We start from the raw sequence: 20,008 nt of genomic DNA, 5'->3' as shown, positions 1-20,008 counted from the left end.
CGGACCCGCAGAGCCCGAGGTCGAAGAAAGGCAACGAAGGGATGAAGCGCTTTCGGTTCAATCAACAAGAGATCGTCTTTGCCGTCTTCGCCTTGCTGTTCCTGGTATTCTCGATCTTCCTGAATGGCTTCCTGACGGCCGAGAACATGCTGACGCTGCTCCAGAACGTGGCAGTGCTCGGCATCCTGGGCCTCGCCATGGCGATCGTCGTGATCGGCCGCGGTATCGACATCTCGCTGATCGCAGCGCTCGCGGTGCCGCCCGGGCTCGTGCTGCAAATGGTGCAGAACGGCCATTCGCTGCCGTTCTCGCTGCTGATCGCCGTGCTGATCACGATCGCGTTCGGCCTTATCAATGGCTGGCTGATCGCCTATGCCGAGGTGCCCTCGCTGTTTGCGACGCTGGCAACCGGCTTGCTGCTCGCCGGTCTCGGGCAGGCCGCGCTGTTCCAGCTCGATGTCGTGCAGTGGAGCCAGGGCATGAACGGCTTCGAGCGGCTCGGACAGGGCACCATTCTCGGCATTCCCACCTCGATCGTGATGTTCGCGATCGCCTGCATCGTGGTTGCTTTCCTGCTGCGCCAGACGCGCTGGGGGGCCTACATCTACGCGATCGGCGACAACCCTTACGCCGCGCGTGTCACCGGCATTCCCTCCCGCCCGATCATCGTGCTGCAGTACGTGATCGCGGCCCTGATCGGCTGCTTCGCCGGTCTGGTGATGGCCGCATCAGTCAATTCGATGCCGACGCGCGTTTTCAACTCGACGCTGATTTACGACGTGATCCTGGTGGTCGTGCTGGGCGGCATCGGACTCTCCGGCGGCCGTGGCGGCGTGTTGAACGTCATCATCGGCACATTGCTGATCGGTACCATGCTCAACGGGATGACCATCATGGACATCTCCTACGCCGGGCAAAATCTCATCAAGGGCGTGGTCCTGCTGCTCGCCGTCATCACGGATTCCTTCCTGAATCCGCGCAACGAAGAAACGGCACAGCAGGGCGACATCTGAACGACCGACAAGAACCATAACGGCAACTACAACCAAGGAGGAAGCAATGAACAACCCGACAAAGGCAACGCTCGCCGCACTGGCACTCGCGGCGCTGACTGGACCCGCTCTCGCTCAGCAGGGCCTCGACGAGCCGTTTCAGAAACCGTTCAAGGAAGCGCTCGCCGGAAAGACCGTGGCCTATGTGCCGGTCGCGATGAACTTCGACCTCACCGAGGGCTGGTATGCCGGCCTGAAGAAGGAGCTCGAGCCCTACGGCGTCAAGTTCGTGATCCGCGACGCCAACTGGAACACCAATGCCGGCGCGCAGGCCGTGACCTCGCTGATTACCGAGAAGCCGGCGGTGATGGTCGTCCATAATCCTGACGTACAGACCTACGCCAAACTGCTCCAGCGCGCCGAGAACGAAGGCATCTACGTCATCCAGATCAACATGGGCTCAGCCTATCGCAGCTCCGCCTTCGTCGGCGCCAACTGGGTCGAGATCGGCGAGCGCCAGACCGAAGGCGTGGTCAAGGCCTGCGAAGGCAAGTCGAACAAGATCGCGATCATCCAGGGTGCGCTGTCGGCGGCGGCGAGCGCCTATACGCTCAAGGGGGTCGAGAACGTCCTCGCCAAGCATCCGGAGATCAAGGTGGTATCGAGCCAGGCCGCCGATTGGGATGCCGCCAAGGCCAAGGCGATCACGCAAACGGTGCTGAAGCAGAATCCCGATCTTTGCGGCATCGTCGGCTTCTGGGACGGCATGGATATCGGCACGGCCGCCGCGGTGAAGGAAGCCGGCCTCACCGGCAAGGTGTTCCTCGCCACATCGGGCGGCGGCGAGCGCAAGGGTGCCTGCGAGCTGGTGAAGTCAGGCGCATTCGATCTCAACATGAGCTACGACGTGCCGACCCAGGCTGCGCAGATGGCCGGTACGATCAAGTGGCTGCTGTCCTCGGGTGCCAAGCCTGGCTCGATCAAAGGTTCGGAATACACCACGCTGATTCCGATCACCAAGGAGAACGCCGATAGTCCGACGGCCTGCTGGAATCTCAGCGATCTCAAAAAATAGTCCGCGCTGACGCTCGTGATCCCCGGGATCAATGTCCGGGGATCACGCTCTCAACAGTTCCCATGTCCTGCTGGAATGCCGATGCGCGACACAATCACAAGCCTGCGTTACCGCTACTGGCCTGATCATCTTCTCGGTGAGATCCTGTCCAAGCGATGGACCGAGACGGCCATCCCGGTCATCCTTCTCCTGATTGTCGGCTTCGCTTTCAGCCGGTCCATCGACAACTTCCTGTCGCCGGCAAGCCTCGCCGACACCGCGCGCCAGGCCGGCGAGATCGGCTTCATTGCGCTCGGGCTTGCGCTGGTCGTCATCGTCGGCGGCATCGATCTCTCGGTCGGGTCGATCTTCGCGTTGACCGATTTCTGTGCGCTCTATCTGCTCGACGTCGCCGGCTGGCCGGTTCCGGCCGTTGTGGTCGCCACGCTGCTGTGTGGCGCACTGCTCGGGGCCGTCAACGGCATCCTGGTCGGATATCTGCGACTGCGCGCCTTCATCACCACGCTGATCACGCTGATCATTTACCGCTCGGCCTACGATCTTCTGATCCAGCGCTACTCCAACGCGATCGCTTCGGCCTTCCCCGACATCCCGTCCTGGGACTTCATCGGCGCCGGTGCTGTCCTTGGCATTCCGACCGTGGCACTGGCCTATATCGTCATCGCGATCTTCGGCCACATCTTCATGACCCGGCTGCGCCCAGGTTGGCACATCACCGCAATAGGCGGCTCGCGCCGCTCGGCCTACAATTCGGGCATTCCCGTCCGCCGCACCATCGCGCTCTGCTACGTCGCAAGCGGAGTGCTGACCAGCATCGGCGCGCTGTTCTTCGCCTCCCGGCTCGGCACCGTCGGCGGCGACATCGGCGTTGGCCTCGAGGTGATCGTGCTGACCGCGACCGTACTCGGCGGCATCACGCTCGGCGGTGGCAAAGGCTCTGTCGCCAAATCGGCGGTGGGCGTGCTGATCGTACTCCTGATCACCAACGGCCTCACCACCATGAACGCGCGCGGGGGCGTCAACCGCATGGCGCTGGCCGGCATTCTGCTTGTCGCGGCCATGGTCGACATCCGCTGGCAGAAGAACCGGACCCGCATCATCAGCAAGGTCTATGTCGCGCCGACTTATCACGAATTGCCGCCGCCGCCGCCAACCGAGATCGGACAGGGCGGGCCATTCGAGCAGAACGACAAGCTGCGTGACGTCGAGGCGATCGGCCTTGGCCGCATCGAGGCGCCGGAAGACGTCATCCTCGATCGCCATGACAATCTCTATGCCGGCTCGCGCCACGGCGACATCATGCGCTTCCTCGCGCCCGACTATCAGAAGATGGAGGTGTTCGCCCATATCGGCGGCCAGCCGCTCGGCATGGCCTTCGATCGCGAGGACAATCTCTACGTCTGCATCGGCGGCATGGGGCTTTATCGCATCAAGCCCGACGGCACCGTGGAAAAGGCGACCGACGAGACCAACCGCAGCCTGCGCTCGGTCAACGACGACAGCCGCCTGCGGCTTGCCGACGACCTCGATATCACCGACGATGGCCTGATCTTCTTCTCCGAAGCGACGGTCCGTTACGAGATGGACGAATGGCCCATCGATGGCTTAGAGGCACGCGGCAACGGCCGCATCATCTCCTACGATACCAAGACCGGCACGACACGCACCGAGCTGCGCGGACTCAAATTCCCCAACGGCATCTGCGTCGCCGGTGACGGCCAGTCGATCCTGTTCGCCGAAACCTTTGGCTGCTCGATCAAGCGCTATTGGTTTGCTGGGCCGAAGAAAGGCGCGGTCGAGGTCGTCATGGACAATCTGCCTGGATACCCCGACAACATCAATCTCGCCTCCGACGGCAATTACTGGCTGGCACTGGTCGGTATGCGCAGTCCCTCGCTCGACCTCGCCTGGAAGATGCCGGGCTTCCGCCGCCGCATGGCCAAGCGCGTGCCGGTCGACGAATGGCTGTTCCCCAACATCAACACTGGCTGCGTGGTCAAGTTCAACGAACAGGGCAAGATCGTCGAATCGTTCTGGGACCTGCACGGCGAGAACCATCCGATGATCACCTCGATGCGCGAGCATCGCGGCTATCTCTATCTCGGCGGCATTCTCAACAACCGGATCGGCCGCTACAAGCTCGACAATGCCGATCCGAACTTCGTCCAGTATGACAAGAGGTGGGGGAAGCAGTCGTGATCGCGGCCGTCAAAGACTTCGCCAACCGATTTCTCGGGCGCGGCGACGCCACCATCACCGTGCCGTCCTTCGATGGCGCGCTGAAGCCGAACCAGAAGCTGGAAGCCGCCGAGACTTTGCTGACCTGCGATTCGCCCGCGGATCTTGCAACTGACGGCAGCAAGCTCTTTATTGCAGACGGGCGAAGACTGCTGTTGCTGAACAACAGCTCGGCCTCGGAATTGCGCAGCTTCGAGCAACCGATCTCGGCACTCTGTGCCCTGCCCGGCGGCGGCCTTGCTGTCGCACTCGGTGGGCGCGAGGTGCGTGTTTACGAAGGCCCCTCGGCCGAGCAGCCGAGCGCAACCTTTGCCGATGCGGCGTTCAATGCGATCAATGCGCTCGCGCTGGCGGGTGACAACTTGCTGATTGCGACGGACGGCTCGGCGACGTCAGGCGTCGACGATTGGGCGCGTGACCTGCTGGAGCTCAACCGGAGCGGCCGCGTGTACCGGCTCGATCCCGGCAGCAGGACCGTGACGCGATTGGCCCAGGGCCTCGGCTATGCCTTCGGTGCCTGCGCGCATGGTAGCGCCATGCTGGTCAGCGAGAGCTGGCGCCATCGCCTCGTTCTTGTCTCGCCCGGCGCAACGCCGAAGATCGTGCTCGCTCACCTGCCGGTCTATCCATCACGGCTGTCGAAGGCTTCAGGCGGGGGCTACTGGCTCACCGCATTCACCGCTCGGACGCAGCTGGTCGAGTTCGTGCTGCGCGAGCCCGGCTACCGCCGCCGCATGATGGCCGAGATCGCGCCCGAACACTGGGTTGCACCGCGGCTGCGCTCGGGGCGCTCGTTCAAGGAGCCGATGCAGGGCGCGCATATCAAGACCATGGGCGTCATCAAGCCCTGGGCGCCACCGCGCTCCTACGGCCTCGTCATCCGTCTCGATGCCGACGGCCAACCGCTTTATTCGCTGCATAGCCGGGTCGACGGCATCAATCACGGCGTCGTCGCGGCGGTCGAGATGGGTGGCGATCTCGTGCTGATCGCGAAGGGACCGGGCCGAGTCCTGAAGCTGCCCCTCGCCGGCCTTGCCGAGGAGTTTCGGGCATGAGCGACATCGCACTCTCGCTGCGCAAGGCGACAAAGCTCTATGCCGGCGTCCCCGCCATCGACGGGGTCGACTTCGATCTGCGCCGCGGCGAAATTCACGCGCTGGTCGGCGAGAACGGTGCCGGCAAATCGACTCTCACCAAGGTGATGGCGGGCGTGGTGACGCTGACCTCGGGCACCATGACGGTCGACGGCGCCGAGGTCGCGCCGAAGACTCCGCTCGAGGCGCGTAATCTCGGTATCGCCATGGTGTTCCAGGAGAACAGCCTGGTGCCGACCATGACGGTCGCGCAAAACCTGTTTCTGGGGCAGGAAAGGTTTTACAACCGCCTGCGCGGCATCTACATCGCCGCGCAGCAATTTCTGCAATCGCTCAATTTCGATGTGACGCCGACGGCGACCGTCAGCGGTCTTGGCGCAGCCAAGAAGCAGATGGTCGAGATCGCGCGCGCGGTCCTGCACCGTGCCAAGGTCATCATCTTCGACGAGCCGACCGCATCGCTGACGCCTGAGGAGAAGAAGTATTTCTTCGACCTTGTCCGCGATCTCAAGAAGCGCGGCGTTTCGATCGTCTTCATCTCGCACGCTCTGGAAGAAGCGCTGCTGCTCGCCGACCGCATCACGGTGCTGCGCGACGGCAAGCATGTCGTCACCGACGATGTCGCCAGGTTCGACCGCGCCGCGATCGTGCAGGCCATGGTCGGGCGCGACCTCTCCAACACGCTCTACGGCGCACGCAAGAGCAGCGTGCGGCCGGCCGGCGCGCGGGTGCTCACGGTGCAAAACTTGAAGATGGCGCCGATGGTGAAGAACAATTCGCTATCGGTGTTTTCAGGGCAGATCACCGGCGTGTTCGGTCTCGTCGGCGCGGGCCGCACCGAAACCTTCAAGATCGTTGCCGGCGTGCTCAAGCGCGACTTCTTCCACGGCGGCGAGATCCTGCTGCACGACCAGCCGGTGCGCTACCGTGTGCCGGCGCCGGCGGTGAAGGCCGGCATCGCCTATGTCACGGAGGACCGCAAGGTCGAGGGCTTCTTCGAGACCTCTTCCATTGCGCGCAATATCTATCTTGGCCTGCTCTCGAAGTTTCCGCGGGGGCGCATGATGCTGTCGCGGCGGGAGACCGATGCGGTCGGCAAGACCTGGATCGAGCGGCTGAAGGTTCGTGCCATCAGCGACGAGGGCAAGGTGGTCGAGCTGTCCGGCGGCAATCAGCAGAAGGTCGTGATCGCGAAATCGCTGGTGCAGGAGCCTGACCTGATCATCTTCGACGAGCCGACCCGCGGCGTCGATGTCGGCGCCATCGTCGAGATCCACGAGCTGATCAACCGGCTCGCCGATGAGGGCAAGGCGGTCGTGGTGATCTCGTCCTATCTGCCCGAGATCATGGCGCTGTCAGACCGCATCCTGGTCTCGCGCCAGGGCAAGGTGGTGGAAGAGTTCTCCGCGCTGGAAGCGACGGAGGAGAAGATCATGTACGCCGCGATCCACTGAAGGCGCCTACGGCTTGTGCCCCTTCTGGCGCAGCGCCTCGGTGAGGCGCTGCTTCAGTTCATCGACAGCCTTCTGGTTCGCGTCCTGGCCGATCTGCGCACTCGCTTGCGCCAGCGCATCCGATTTCTCCAAAAGCTTCCGGCCGGCCGGCTGGACGTAGAACGCTTCGATCTGACGCAGCTCTTCCACGGTGAAGCTGGCGGCATAGAGGGCGGCGATCTGGTCGATCATGGTGGCGGCGAACGGTGCGTAGATGTCGGAGCCCGGCGCGGTCAACGCATCATATTCGTGCTCGATCTCCGGTCGGTCCTGCGCGACCACGGGTCTCAGTTTAAGCATGAGCTGCGGAAGCGCCGCGCGATACTGATCCGCGATCTTCAGCGTGGTGACGAGTTTGCGCGCAGCATCCATCGCCTCGGGCGACGGCGCCTGTGCCGACGCGTTGCTGATGAGGAGCAGCAGGGCGCCGGCAATCGTCAACAAGCGTCTCGACATGGATATCTCCCCTCAGCGGCGCGCCGGTGCGGCAGTCGCGGCAGGCACGATCTCGACGGCGACGGTTTGGGGCTCTTCGACTTCCGACACTTTCACGAAGAGGTTCGGCACACGCTCGGTTCGATCGAGCAGCCAGGCGACGCCGATCATGATTATGATGCCGAGGAAGGAGACCGCGAGCTGCTCCCAGACACCCTTGGTGTATTGCGTCAGGATCCAGTGCGCGGAGAACGACAGGAACACGCCGAGACAGAAGATCGGCAGCGAGTGCTGGCCGCAGAGGATGATCGGACGCAGCCAGGAGGTATGCAACGCCTTCCAATGACGTGGGAGGAAATGCGTCACCCAGATGGCGAGCGCCAGGAAATGCGTGAAGCGCAGCATGTCGAGGTCGGTCTTGTCGATCGGGTAGATCGCCTTGATCATCCATTTCGGGATCATGGCCTCGAGCGTGTGGACATGCCAGGTCATCACGATGATGAAGGCGAAGACGAGCCAGGCCGCGGCCAGGGTCATTGCGGCCCTCGACCACACCCACTGGCCGATCTTCTCGATCTGGCCGATGCCGCACCAGGCGGCGAACACGAACATCAGCTGCCAGCAGAACGGATTGAAATACCAGGTCGTGCCCGGCGGGTAGGAGGCGACGTTCCAGTCGAACCAGCGCGACAGCACGTAGAGCACCACGGACACCGCAAGCGTCAGGTTCGGCCGGCGGACCAGGCACCAGACGATGAAGGGCGAGGCAAATATCAGCGTGATGTAGAGCGGCAGCACGTCGAGATTGACCGGCTTGTAGCGCAGCGTGAGCGCCTGCCCGATCAGGATGTCCGGATGGTCGAGGAAGTTGTGGACGTTGAACTCGTCCGCATACATCGGGTTGTCGAATCTCCTGATCGTGCGGGCGATCTGCGCCGTGAACAGAAGGAACAGCATGATGTGGGCGACATACATCTCGGCCGTCCGCCGCCACAGCCGCTTCAGCGCGGCGAGGAACCAGCCGCCGGCGACGATCGGCCCGTAGATCCAGCCGACCAGATAGCCGGAGATGAAGACGAAGAACTCGGCGGCATCGCTGAAGCCGTAATTGCGCAGCGTCAGCCAGGCCACGACGTCGTGCGGGATGTGATCGAGGAAGATCATCCACAAGCCGATGCCGCGGAACAGGTCGAGCCGCAAATCGCGCTCGACCGGCGCCAACAGTGCTGCCTGGTCCCGTATGATCATGGCCCCCGCCTCGTCTGGTGGGCGTCGCGCCAATGCGGCGCCGGCGAAATCGGATGCTAAAAAGAATCAATCAAAAGGTCACCTAACCCTGCGGTTAGAGCGCGAACGGTAGCCGACCTTTTCGCCCGCGCAAGGGACTTTGTCGTCACAGCGCCTCGGCCGCGTCGCGAAAAGTCAGAACAACCCCATGCACAGTAGCTAAACCCTTGCATCGCTTGCAAAAATCGTTCGGTCCGTCGGGCGAGAGCGCGGCGAGGCCCGATTCCGCCTCAGGCAGGCTGATCGCCTCCGGCGAACATGCGATCCAGCATCGCCTCGGCTTTCTCCCGCAGCGGCCTCGCACCGCTTTCTGAGGCGATCGCGATCGCGGCGCGGAGCGCAGCAAGGATGATGGTCCGGTTGTCACCGCTCGCAGGCGGCGTCACCACGGCCTCGCCGAACAGGGCCTCAGCCTCGAGGCCGGAAAAGCCCTGTTGGCGCGCGGTGTTGCGCGCCTCGCGCAGCATGTTCTGGGCCGCCCGGACATCGCCAAGCTGATTGACCGCCAAGGCGAGGTAGATCGAGGAGCGCAGCACCGCCGAGGTATAGCCGACGGCACGTGCCTCTTCGCGCGCTTCAGTCAGCATGCGGCGGGCCCGATCGAACAAGCCCTGCTCAAGATAGGCCATGCCGAGATGGCAGGCGAGCACCGGCACGAACAGCCGGATGCCATGCTTCTGCGCCAGCACAAGACCGCCTTCGAGAACGGCGGCCGCCGCGGCCGGATCGCCCCGTCCCAGCATCAGCCAGCCGCTGCCAGAGGCGGCAGCGACGCGGTCATGGGGACGGCCGGTCTCGTCCGCGATCGCGGCAGCCTCGCGCTGAAGCTGCTCGGCGGCATCGAACTCACCCATGACGGTGTGGGTGAAGCTCTTCATCATGCAGCAGAGGAGGAGTGTGTATTTCGGCGGCGTGCCGTACGGCGCGCTCGCTTCTGGTTCCATGAGATGTGCGCGGGCCCGTGCGAAAGTCCGCTCGGCCTCGCGATACCGCCCAGCAAGAAAATAAGCCTGTCCGAGATTGTATTGCGCAAGGTTGCGCCACCCCGGATTGCCCGACTGCTCGGCGAGGCCGACGACTTCCTCGCCAAGAACGACGGCCTCGGCCGGCGTCCCATAGAAGTTCTGTCCACCCGCCATGACCGTCATGGCAGCGATCTTTCTGCCGACATCATCGATCTGGCTGGCCCGCTGGTCGGCCTCCTTTCCGAGATCGATCCACTCGGCGACGCGACCGGACCATTGAAACGCCATGCGCGCCTCCATCCGCAGATCGATCGCGTTGGTCTCCCGCGGGCGCGTCAACGGCGTCTTGTCGAGCGAATTCATTGCGGTCCGGAAGTAGTCGACCGCATCGGCATAGGCCGAGCGCGCGAGGCATTTCTGTGCGGCACTTCTCCCGTAGTTGAATGCCTTGGCCCAGTCCTTGGCGCGCATGGCATGGTAACAGAGGGCGTCGGGATCATCTCGCCACGTTTCGTCGCTTTCGAAAGCCGCAAGCACGCGCGCATGAATGCTCTCGCGCACTTTCTCGACCATCGACTCATAGGTCACCTGGCGGACCATCTCGTGCCTGAACTCGAGCGAGTTCTCGAGGTCGCTATCGATCCTGACGAGCAGCTCGGCCCGGTCCAGTGACACGAGACAATCCTGAAGGACGTCTTCGGGCAACTGCGAGACTTTCCGCACCACGGCTTCGCTCGATCGCGGCCCCAAAGCGGCCGCGACCTGCAACACCAGACGCTGTTGCCGCGACAGGCGATCGAGGCGCGCCGCGATCACACCTTGAATGCTGGTGGGAATGCCGAGCTCGTCGATCGGGCGCATCAGCGCCAGATCGCCCCATTCGCCGCGCAAGGTGCCGCTGTCCTTCAGCCCGCGGCAGACCTCCTCGATGAACAGCGGCACGTTGGCCGTATGGGAAATGATCCGACTCTTCAGATCGGCATTGGTCTCCGAGGACCCGAGCATGTCGGACAACATTTCCAGCCCGGAATCGTCGTCGAGCGGCCGCATCGCGACCACCTCGGCGTGGCAGCGCGCAATCCAGACCGGCATGCCGTTCGGGCGGGTGGTGAGAAGCACGAGGAGGCCGGGCACCGCCAGCGCGGCAATGGCCGCGACGACGACGTCGCTGGCCCGGTCGATCCAGTGCAAATCCTCCAGAAGGAGGAGCGTCGGCTGGCGACTGGCCACGCTTTGGATGACGGCGCAGCTCGCGTCGGAGATCACGCGCCCCCGCGCATGCGGCTCGAGCTCGTCCCATTGCGGGTTCGAGATCGGCACATCGAGCACCGCATCGAGGGCGCTTTGCTGAATCGTGGACAGCTCGGCCCGGGGATCGCGGGGATTGCCGGGGTCCTTTGCGGCCGCGTCCATGGCCGGCAACAGGATTCGCTTGAGCGTGCTGAACGGCGCCCCCTGGAGATTCGGGCTGCACTCGGCGTCGATCAACCGCCAGCCTTCGCCCTTGAGCTTCTGGGCGAACTCATGCGCGAGCCTCGATTTACCGATGCCGGCATCGCCCAGCAGCAGCACCGTCTGCCGGCCGGCACGGGCCTGTCCGGCGCTGCGATCCAGCAAGGCCCGCTCGATCGCACGGTCGACGAAGCGGGAGACGCTGCGGGCCCGTCGCACGCGCCAGCTCGACAGGTCGCTGGCACCCACGATCCGGTAGACCGGCACGGGCTGGCTGAAGCCGCGCAGGGATTTGCTGCCGAGATGCTCGAACCTGACATGCCCGTCGGCGAGATTCTGACAGGCCTCCGAGACGTAGATCTGATTCGCCTCGGCGACCTGCTCCAGCCGCGCGGCCAGATGCTGGGCGGCGCCGCCGATTTCGTAGACCTTGGAAAATTCGCTGGCGACCATGTAGGCGACAACATGGCCGGAATGCAGGCCGACCCGGACCTGAAGCCCGGGATCGCCGAGACTGGCGACGCGCCGGACCAACTCGATGGCCGCATGGCAGGCCAGCGGCGCATGGTTGTCGTCAGCAATCGGGGCGCCGAAGACCGCCGCGAGTCCGTCTCCCAGCTCCTTGCTGACGATGCCGCCGAACTGACGTACGGAGGCTCTCATGGCTGCCAGAGCCGGCTCGAGCCGCGAGACGGCATCCTCCGGCTCCAATTCAGCAACCAGACCCGTGGAGTCGATGACGTCAGCGCGAAGAATCGTCACAAATCGACGTTCGCTGTCGGGATCGACTCGTTGACGCACCGCAGCCCCGCATTTGGAGCACCAGCTATCGTCCGGATCGATCGCCGACTGACATGCGAAGCAATGCATTCCTGCGCCTCAAAGGTCGCGGCCCGTCTGTCGATCAGAATCCGCGAGCGACTTTGACGAGAATACCCATCGAGAACCACTTAGCAATCCGGCTCGCAGGAAGCTGGGCACAGCACAGTTGGCGATCTGGACGAAACACAGCCCTGAGTGGTAGCGTCAAAAAATCCCGGCAAGGGGGCATATATTTCGGCAGCGCATGGTCAGCCAGGCCGGCCAGCGTGGCGGAGCTGTATGTATTTTTCACGCAGCCAATGACATTTTGAGGGACAAGGCGATGGGCTCGAGACCTTACAGAGGCAAGCCATTCCGAGATTTGATGAACAGCAACTACTTCCCTCTGGCAAACATGAAAAAGAGCGTCGCCAAGCTCAAGGCTTCGGACGACATCGACGTGCCGACGCTGGAGTACGGCCAGTACCACCTGATTCTGACGCCAGCCTCGAAATGGCCGGAGGGCAGCGCCAAGCACTGGCACAAGGAGAAGGGCCGCGCTCGCGTCGACCTCAGCGCCCAGCTGAACACGGTTCCCCTGTCCAGGGACGAGCCCGGGGTGATTCCCTTGACGCGATGCGACCTGCTCGATGCCTGCGTCCGCAAGTGCTTCAACTCCGAGCCGCCGATCCCGATGAAGACCAACATCATTATGCACGCACCGAGCGATGCGCTGGCCGACCGGCACGAGATCCGGCTGGAGTGGGAATACAAGAGGGGCTCGGACAAGCCGACGCTGCTCCATCTGACGATGGTCTGTCCGCACAGGCCGGAGAAGGGCTGAGCGGGCTGATCCGGGTTGGATCGCAGCGCAACCACCTGATCTGAATTTCGCGGGACGGCATTTTGCCGTCCCGCGTTTTTCTGCGTGCGGCGGACGCACAGCCAAATTGCGCTGCGGCGGGATGTCTACGTACCAAGGGTCCCGTGATCCTGCCAAACTGTTCCACCGCTACACCAAATGGTCGGCACACAAGAAGGCCAAGGTGACGGGCCAGAACTTCCAGACGTTTTTGAGCGCGGGCTCCGGCGGCAAGCCCGACACATGCTACGAGATCGACGACTTCCTGACGAATGGCGTCCATTCGGCGACGCCAAGGAATTTTGCGGAGTTTGTGGTGGGCGGCGAGACGATCAAGATTCAGCCTGATGGATTAGTGTTCGGCGAGGCGGCCGGCAACGCTGGTGGCACGGATGGGAAGGTCATTACGGGGTTTTCAGGGACGGATCCCGACACGCCGATTAAGCGCACTATCACTGTAACTCCATTTTCGCCGATAGTGCTTGTGGGCAACCACTATTCACCCGACCAGTTCTTGGGCAACAGTCCCTTCAGCGCTTGCGCGACTGGCTTGCCTCCAACCAAAGCGGCGGACACGACAACTCCGAATTTGCCACCCGCGCCCGCCATGGAACAGATCCCAAGGGCCGTCGTGAACAGGCCCATATCAAACGTCTTCGCGAGAATTTCGTCGTGCTTCTTTGTCCACCAGCCCTGTACGCCTTCGGCAAATGTCTTGACCGATTTAACGACCTTGGCCTCTTTTTGCTCGCCCTTCTTGAAGGCGTTGACCATTACTTGGATGCGCTCAAGCTCCGCCCGCATCCGTTCGTATTCTGAAATATGAGCCCCTTGCTCCGCGATAGCTTCGGGCGAGTTGGGCCGGAGGTCTCTCAACGTTTCAATCTTGGAATCGATCTGAAGAATGAGTCCCGTGATGGCGAGCAGGATCTCCTTCTCATTCGTCTCGATTGCCTTGCCGATTTTGGTTTGCGCTTTTCCTTTCGGCTTTGGTGAACGAGGCGGGACAAAAAGCGTGCGAAGCTCCTCCAGATCCAAGACGCGGAAATGCCGATCATTCTCCGGCCGCTTCCGCATTGCCTCGCCCGCGTATTTGTAGCCCACCAGCCAGTACTCGTCGAAATCTTGAAATGGCTGTTTGCTTTGACGGACGTAGTTTCTGAATCGCCCGAAATGCTCGCGGATTTTCTCGTTGCTTATCTCCAGCGCAACTTCGATTGAGTACCGTCGCTCTTGTCCAAGCTCAGTCCGAGAAGCAAGCAAGTCGCCCATCATGCGGCGGCTCTTGCCCTGCTCTAAAACCCGGACCTTCCCTGCCTTAAGGATCTCAGTGACCTGATGCACCAATTGGGATTCTGTCACCATTTCCTGAGCTTGAATCCGTTTGATTGATTGCAATATTTCCCGCTGCGACGGCTCTTTGATCACGCGCTTTGCCGTTTTCGCCATTTCCTGCCCTCGAAATCTCCCCAATACACACGCAGAACGGGCGACGGCCAACCAGACTTGGCAGCACCTGCTTTTTGACCAATCCCCGCTATTCACAGAAACGGGCTCCCACGAATCGGGTACCGTCTACCGGTGCCCTGAACCTCGACGGGGGATCGCCATGAATCTAGCTATCCGTCTATTGATCGCGTTAGGAAAAGCCGGGCATGGACTCGCGAATTTCATAACTTCGCTGTCGCTGGCAACCTGGCTGCATTCGGGCGACATTGAAGCCATAACCAAATGGCTTCGCAGCTCCCCCCAAGAGCAACAGCAAATTATAGAGCACCTGCCGCCGCTCAACGCGGAGGAGCAGGCGCTGCTTGATAAGTTCCAGCAGCTGATGGACACACAATATCAGGCGGGCGTTCTCCATCGCTACATCCTGACGCTGCCCGCAGGAGCAGATGAGGGTTACTAGCAGATCACCCGACGACCAGCGGTAGATTGTACGGCTCCGCCTAGTGTTCATGAGACGCATGCATTGAGCGAGTCGAGGCTCCATGAGGGACTGTCGGTCGCAAGTAGACGCGACGGTCAGAGTAAATGGGGATTGCGGCGACAGTGCACCTAATCCGACACGAACGCTTCGTGCACTGTCACCGCAATTCACGGGTGTCCGAGCTATCCCGCGTGACTACGAGCTGAGTCAGCTTGATTCGTCCTTAGTTTCAGGGGCACAATGCGCGCATTGTGTATCTGTTGCGCTGCAAGGTTGAGTGCCGATGGCGACCAAGATGGACAAACAGTCGTTTCTGAATCTCGCGCCCGAGTACTACATGCTGGCGCTCTACATGTACTCCGAATACTCTCAAGACTATTATACCGACCTAGCGTGGCAAAAGGAGTTCACCGTCCGCGACGACGGCGCCGCCGAGGACTATTGCTATGTGGAGAGTGACGCCTTGCGTGCGGAAGCACTCCGGTTGATGGTACAGCACGGCGCAATAGCGATCATTGAGGATCACTTTGGACCGACTATTTGGCAAAAGACCGGAGAGATGGATGCGCTAGTAGCTGGACTTGAAATCACGCCCGGCAACGTCTTTTTCAAGGCTAGAGCTTCTGGCAATCCGAGAGGCTGGCTACAAAGCGCGCTTCAGAAGGTTAACACCCGCGCGTACGAACTCAGCTTAACAAATGCAGATTTTGATCGAACGTCCATCGGCGAGATCACGCTAGAAGCCACCGGCGAAGTGATAGACGTTGCTCCCATCGACGAGTGGGCACCAATCAAATTGGACCCGACTGACCCGGTTGTTGCCGAGGCGGTCAACAAGCTAAATGCAGCAACCGAGGCAATTGAGCAGGACAACGGCTATGCCGCTGAGCGCTCGCAAGAACGCGACGCAGTCGTCAGCGACCTGAAAGGCGGCCTGGAAAAACTCAAATCAGGTGAAGTGAGCATCGGCTGGTTTAAGAGGACCATCAACGCGCTCAAGGCTGCAAGCATCACGTTTGCGAATACCGTAAAAGCCCAAACGATCGACGGAGCCATGCAGGGCCTAAGAGAGGTAGTGAAAGTACATATGAAGGATGCGATCGAAGCGTTGATGCGACTCTGGCCATTTTAGCGTCGGACACTATGCATTTGTGCGATGTATCAATACGGCGTCCTCTGCTTGAGGGTCAGCGGATCAACACTGAAGCGTATGCGGCAGCCGCGTTGGCGGTTGGAAGTAGGCTGCACTCGATCGAAAGCAAACAGCGCGTCAGCCGACGTTGGATTGCCGTGACAGTGCGCTTGATCCGGTACGAATGTTTCGGGCACTGTCGCCATAATCCCAAAATGGCCCGCACGAGACGGGGCCATTTTCTCATCGGAACCGGCGAAGTCTCGCCGGAGCAGGCGCCTCGCTAGCGAAGGCCGCCGGTGACGTGAAGTGTCTCGCCGGTGACGTAGGAGGCATCGTCCGATGCGAAGAAGGCCACCGCGGCGGCGATCTCCTCGACGTTACCGATGCGGCCAAGCGGGGTGGTGGATTCGATCCAGTTGCGCATGTCGCCCTCGTGCAGGCCCGCCGACACGACGCCTTCGGTTGCGATCATGCCGGGATTGACGGCGTTGACGCGAATCTTGCGCGGCGCCAGCTCCTTGGCCAGCACGGCGGAGATCGCATCCACCGAGGCTTTGGTCGCGGTGTATACGGCGGTGTTTGCCGGTGCGATGGTCGATACGCCAGAGCTGATGTTGATGATACTTCCGCCATTGGCGTTGAAGTGCTTCGCCGCTTCACCCGAGACCAGCAGCAGGCCGAGCACATTGAGGTCGAAATGCTTGTGGAAATGCTCGGGCGTGATGGCCTCGAGCGGGGCGAACTCGTAGACGCCAGCGTTGTTGACGAGGATGTCGATCGCACCGAACGCCTTCACCGTCTCCGCGACAACGTTCTTCACGTCCTTGGCGTCGGCCAGATTGCCATGGACCGCGACAGCTTTGCCCCCCTTGGCGATGATGGCGGCGACCACCCGGTCCGCGGCCTGCTTGCTCGAGCTGTAATTGACGGCAACCGCCGCACCCTCGGCCGCAAGCCGGGCGGAGATTTCGGCACCTATGCCCTTGGATGCGCCGGTTACCAGCGCAACTTTGCCTTCGAGTCTCTTGGTCATCGCATGTCTTCCATTGTTCGGCGGGATGCCGACATTCAATAGTTCAATATTAATGAACTATTGAACTCATTCAAGGGACGTGCTATATTTTTGGGCATGGCGCAGTTCGCTCACCCGGCGCGGGAGGAGATCACACTGGCGGGGGTGCTTGGCGCGCTCGCGGATCCCATGCGGCTGCGTATCGTCAAGAGTCTGGCCGCGCAGAAGGATTGCATGTCGTGCACCGAGGCGGCGCCTTGCCCCGATATGGCGAAATCGACCCTGTCGAACCATTTTCGCATTCTGCGGGAGGCCGGTCTGGTCCGGACGTCAAAGCAGGGCGTCCAGCACCGCAACGTCCTGCGCGAGGAAGACATCAACGCGCGATTTCCGAAGCTGCTCAAGATGATCCTGAGCTTTCCGGACTGAGAGCGATGAGATTGGGTTGAATCGTCATCGCGCTTTAGCTCTTCGTTTGATCTTTTCGGAAACCCGCTTCACACTTTTCCGGATCAGGCTCTAAGAGCATTCGCGCTGAATGCGGAGGCGCAGTAGCGCGTGGGATGGGCTGAGCGAAGCGAAACCCATCAAGCTTCGTTTCTCTTGATTAGATCGTGCCACCGATTGCATGGTGCTGGCTCCGCCCGCCAGGCGATGGGTTTCGCAAAGCTCAACCCACCTACGAGCTCGCTACAGCCGAGGGCCGGCTGCATCACTCAATGACATCGTCCGTCAGCACGAGTATTGAGGGCGGGATCGTCAACCCCAAGACGCGGGCCGTCTTGAGGTTCACCACCAACTCGAATTTGGTCGGCAGCTGGATCGGCATTTCTGCCGGCTTTCGTCCTTTCAGGATCAAATCGACATAGCCAGCCGCACGGCGGAAGAGGTCGCCGATGTCGGCGCCATAGCTGAGCAGTGCGCCGGCGCGAGCGAACTCGGCTTGTTCGCCGACGACAGCAATCTTCCTCTCGATGCCAGCATGGCAAATTTCGTCTCGCATCGCCGACGTCATGTAATCGCGGATCACCACCATTGCGGCACCGCCCGCATCCGCCAACACTTTGATCTGCTCAGACGCGGCTGCTGGAGAAGCTGCCGTGAGGCCGAGACGCATTGGCTCCATGCCGGCAGACCGTGCTTCCAGCATTGTTTGCGCGCCCCAGGCGCTGAATGTGGGATCGGTTGCGTTGTTCATCACGCCCAGCGTCTTCAGCTCGGGCAAGATCTCCCTCAGCATCTGGATCCGCTTGGACGACATCTCTTCGCCGAAAGCTGCGAAGCCGGTCAGGGTGCCGCCGGGACGCGCAAGGCTCTGGAACAATTCCGGATCACTCTGCACCGCAGGCAGCGCCACGGCGACAACAGGGATTTTGGTCTTGCGCACGGCAGCGCGCGCTGCAGCAGGCCCCGGCGACAACAGGACATCGACCGGCTTGGCCGCGAATTCGTCAATGATCGCGAGCCCGCGCGCCACGTCGCCGTTGGCCGAGCGTGCATCGATGTAGATCGTGCGCCCTTCGACATAGCCAAGATCACTCAAGCCCTTGCGAAAATGCTGCAGGGCCGGCGCGTCAGCCTCCGCTGTGGCAAAGCCCATGAAGCCCACGGTGGGCATGTGACGGGATGCATCCTGTTGGGCCAGCGCCGCTGGCGGCCATGCCGCCGCCATGCCCATAACGCGAAGAAAATCTCGCCGTCTCATCCCGTTTCACCAGCTAATCTCTAATCGAACTGTGGGTGCAATGACTACAGATAACACAGGGTTGAACGATACTTACTTACCCACTGGAAGCAACCGGAGCGTCCAGCGATCACCCGATATCCCGAAGAAGAACGGGCTGCTCTGATTTGGCCACACTGAAATGCGTCACTAAAGTGCGTCCTGGAGAGCCGGGGTGCGTCATCGCGCATTCGCGCTCTCCGTTCGTCTTGCGGCTGTCTTGCCGCACCAGCTCGACATCAGGCGGTGTCGGCAATTTTCGTCGAGGTTCGACATGAACGCTGCCATCTTCGCAAGACATGATGGTGTCTGGCTGAATGAACCGGAACGGTGGACCGCGCAGGGCGACAGTCTCGAGCTCGTCACCGACAAGGCCACCGATTTCTGGCAGAAAACGCACTATGGGTTTTGCCGCGACAGCGGACATTTTCTGGGATTTCCGACCGCGGAGGCGTTTACCGCCGAGCTGCGAATCCAGAGCAATTTTCGGGAACTCTACGATCAAGCCGGCATCATGGTGCGTATCGATGCGGAGCACTGGGTCAAAGCCGGAATCGAGTTTTCGGACGGGCGCGCGATGCTCTCGAGCGTCTTGACCATTGGGCAGTCGGATTGGGCAACCGCGCCCTACGAGCACGATGCCGGCGACTTCTGGATGCGTGTCACCGTCGCCGACGGCGTTCTGCGATTGCAGGCGTCAGCTGACGGCAAGGCCTGGCCCCTCGTCCGACTGGCGCCGTTCACCGCGGCGCGATCCTACCTCGTCGGACCAATGGCTTGCACACCGGAACGAGAGGGATTGCCGGCCAGGTTCAGCGGATTTTCCCTGAGGCCGCCGCTCGGCAAGGATCTGCACGATCTGAGCTAGCGTCCAGCGTGGCGGCCCGTGGCGATGGCCGCCGTGACGATCAGAACAGATCCGTGAAGATTGTCGGAGCAACAAGCCGTCGCAGTTTCGATCCTCGGCAAGACGTCAGGTGTTCATTGACGGCACGCTGAAACAGCGCTACCTTAAATTGCACATTTGAAGAAGCAATGGCGAGGGTTTTGACGCTCGTCTGCCGCAGTTTATTTAATTGTTTCGACAACAGGAGGTGCCCATGTCGCGCGCTTTCCCGGCCGTCGGTCACAGATACCTGGTGGATTTCGTCGCCTTCCGTGTCGAGCTGGAATTCACCTCCGACACCTCGCTCACCTATTACAACGTTGATGCCAACGGAAAAATCGTCGGCTCCGAAACGGTGACCATCAAGGTCGAGCCGATCACGGAGCATATCTTCCTGGTGACATGGCAGGAGTCCGACAAGACGACGGTCGTGCACATCGAGGATTACGCGAGACACACGATCGTGACCAACATCACGAGTCCACCCGACCTCACCTTCGATCAATTTCACGGCACCTTCAAGAAGGTGGCGTGAGCCGACTGCGCTGCAACGACCGGCCGGTTCACACCGACCGGAGCTGAATGCGATGAGTGCGTGCAATCGAGATCGCAATGCGTGTCGCGCGTG

17 protein-coding genes are annotated in these 20,008 nt (G+C 61.6%); 11 read left to right on the top strand and 6 right to left on the bottom strand.

Features of this window, described 5'->3' with window-relative positions; translation table 11 throughout:
- The first annotated feature begins 41 nt into the window (after positions 1 to 41).
- From XI06_RS06755 to XI06_RS06735, 5 genes are all read left to right on the top strand, one after another.
- A complete protein-coding gene (locus tag XI06_RS06755; protein WP_271604885.1) occupies positions 42 to 1,013 on the top strand; it encodes an ABC transporter permease in 972 nt (323 codons plus the stop codon).
- Between the two features lie 46 nt (positions 1,014 to 1,059).
- On the top strand, positions 1,060 to 2,067 hold the full coding sequence (locus XI06_RS06750) for a sugar ABC transporter substrate-binding protein (protein WP_237863988.1): 1,008 nt from the start codon (positions 1,060 to 1,062) through the stop codon (positions 2,065 to 2,067).
- Between the two features lie 75 nt (positions 2,068 to 2,142).
- Positions 2,143 to 4,266: an ABC transporter permease gene (locus XI06_RS06745; protein WP_271604884.1), complete on the top strand. Its 2,124-nt coding sequence runs from the start codon at positions 2,143 to 2,145 to the stop codon at positions 4,264 to 4,266.
- Entirely contained in the window at positions 4,263 to 5,360 is a 1,098-nt protein-coding gene (locus XI06_RS06740) for a hypothetical protein (RefSeq protein ID WP_271604883.1), read from the top strand. The genes XI06_RS06745 and XI06_RS06740 overlap by 4 nt, the downstream gene beginning before the upstream one ends.
- Positions 5,357 to 6,853: a sugar ABC transporter ATP-binding protein gene (locus tag XI06_RS06735; protein WP_271604882.1), complete on the top strand. Its 1,497-nt coding sequence runs from the start codon at positions 5,357 to 5,359 to the stop codon at positions 6,851 to 6,853. Before XI06_RS06740 ends, XI06_RS06735 begins: the two co-directional genes overlap by 4 nt.
- A 6-nt stretch (positions 6,854 to 6,859) precedes the next feature.
- On the opposite strand, the gene XI06_RS06730 is transcribed toward XI06_RS06735, so the two are convergent.
- The 3 genes from XI06_RS06730 to XI06_RS06720 all read right to left on the bottom strand — a co-directional run bounded on the left by XI06_RS06730 (position 6,860) and on the right by XI06_RS06720 (position 11,901).
- Positions 6,860 to 7,348, bottom strand: a complete 489-nt coding sequence (locus XI06_RS06730) for a DUF2059 domain-containing protein (protein WP_237863992.1) — start codon at positions 7,346 to 7,348, stop codon at positions 6,860 to 6,862.
- Positions 7,349 to 7,360: 12 nt separating this feature from the next.
- On the bottom strand, positions 7,361 to 8,575 hold the full coding sequence (locus tag XI06_RS06725) for an OpgC domain-containing protein (RefSeq protein WP_271604881.1): 1,215 nt from the start codon (positions 8,573 to 8,575) through the stop codon (positions 7,361 to 7,363).
- A gap of 269 nt (positions 8,576 to 8,844) precedes the next feature.
- Positions 8,845 to 11,901 (bottom strand): ATP-binding protein, encoded by a 3,057-nt coding sequence (locus XI06_RS06720; RefSeq protein ID WP_271604880.1) that lies wholly within the window; start codon positions 11,899 to 11,901, stop codon positions 8,845 to 8,847.
- A gap of 274 nt (positions 11,902 to 12,175) precedes the next feature.
- On the opposite strand from XI06_RS06720, the gene XI06_RS06715 reads away from it, so the two are divergent.
- Positions 12,176 to 12,676 carry a hypothetical protein gene (locus tag XI06_RS06715; protein WP_237864360.1) on the top strand — a complete coding sequence of 167 codons (501 nt, stop codon included), beginning with the start codon at positions 12,176 to 12,178 and terminating at the stop codon, positions 12,674 to 12,676.
- A 513-nt stretch (positions 12,677 to 13,189) separates the two neighbouring features.
- Here XI06_RS06715 and XI06_RS06710 read toward each other — a convergent pair.
- On the bottom strand, positions 13,190 to 14,143 hold the full coding sequence (locus XI06_RS06710; RefSeq protein ID WP_271604879.1) for a hypothetical protein: 954 nt from the start codon (positions 14,141 to 14,143) through the stop codon (positions 13,190 to 13,192).
- A 160-nt stretch (positions 14,144 to 14,303) separates the two neighbouring features.
- Between XI06_RS06710 and XI06_RS06705 the strand changes: the two genes are divergently transcribed.
- Positions 14,304 to 14,603, top strand: coding sequence for a hypothetical protein (locus XI06_RS06705; protein WP_271604878.1), 300 nt, complete (start codon positions 14,304 to 14,306; stop codon positions 14,601 to 14,603).
- Positions 14,604 to 14,907: 304 nt separating this feature from the next.
- Positions 14,908 to 15,756: a hypothetical protein gene (locus tag XI06_RS06700; protein WP_271604877.1), complete on the top strand. Its 849-nt coding sequence runs from the start codon at positions 14,908 to 14,910 to the stop codon at positions 15,754 to 15,756.
- Between the two features lie 283 nt (positions 15,757 to 16,039).
- On the opposite strand, the gene XI06_RS06695 is transcribed toward XI06_RS06700, so the two are convergent.
- Positions 16,040 to 16,792 carry an SDR family NAD(P)-dependent oxidoreductase gene (locus XI06_RS06695; RefSeq protein ID WP_271604876.1) on the bottom strand — a complete coding sequence of 251 codons (753 nt, stop codon included), beginning with the start codon at positions 16,790 to 16,792 and terminating at the stop codon, positions 16,040 to 16,042.
- Positions 16,793 to 16,888: 96 nt separating this feature from the next.
- On the opposite strand from XI06_RS06695, the gene XI06_RS06690 reads away from it, so the two are divergent.
- Positions 16,889 to 17,200 (top strand): ArsR/SmtB family transcription factor, encoded by a 312-nt coding sequence (locus tag XI06_RS06690; protein ID WP_271604875.1) that lies wholly within the window; start codon positions 16,889 to 16,891, stop codon positions 17,198 to 17,200.
- 283 nt (positions 17,201 to 17,483) lie between these two features.
- On the opposite strand, the gene XI06_RS06685 is transcribed toward XI06_RS06690, so the two are convergent.
- On the bottom strand, positions 17,484 to 18,389 hold the full coding sequence (locus XI06_RS06685) for an ABC transporter substrate-binding protein (RefSeq protein WP_271604874.1): 906 nt from the start codon (positions 18,387 to 18,389) through the stop codon (positions 17,484 to 17,486).
- 379 nt (positions 18,390 to 18,768) lie between these two features.
- Here XI06_RS06685 and XI06_RS06680 point away from each other — a divergent pair, with 379 nt between their 5' ends.
- Positions 18,769 to 19,362: a DUF1349 domain-containing protein gene (locus XI06_RS06680; RefSeq protein ID WP_271604873.1), complete on the top strand. Its 594-nt coding sequence runs from the start codon at positions 18,769 to 18,771 to the stop codon at positions 19,360 to 19,362.
- Positions 19,363 to 19,594: 232 nt separating this feature from the next.
- Positions 19,595 to 19,915: a MoaF-related domain-containing protein gene (locus XI06_RS06675; RefSeq protein ID WP_237863999.1), complete on the top strand. Its 321-nt coding sequence runs from the start codon at positions 19,595 to 19,597 to the stop codon at positions 19,913 to 19,915.
- Positions 19,916 to 20,008: the final 93 nt, after the last annotated feature.

Origin of the sequence: Bradyrhizobium sp. CCBAU 11434, from assembly GCF_028128895.1 — a bacterium.
Classification (GTDB): Bacteria; Pseudomonadota; Alphaproteobacteria; order Rhizobiales; family Xanthobacteraceae; genus Bradyrhizobium; species Bradyrhizobium zhengyangense.
Note: the sequence above shows the minus strand (reverse complement) of the source record. Positions and strands in the feature narration are given on the sequence as shown.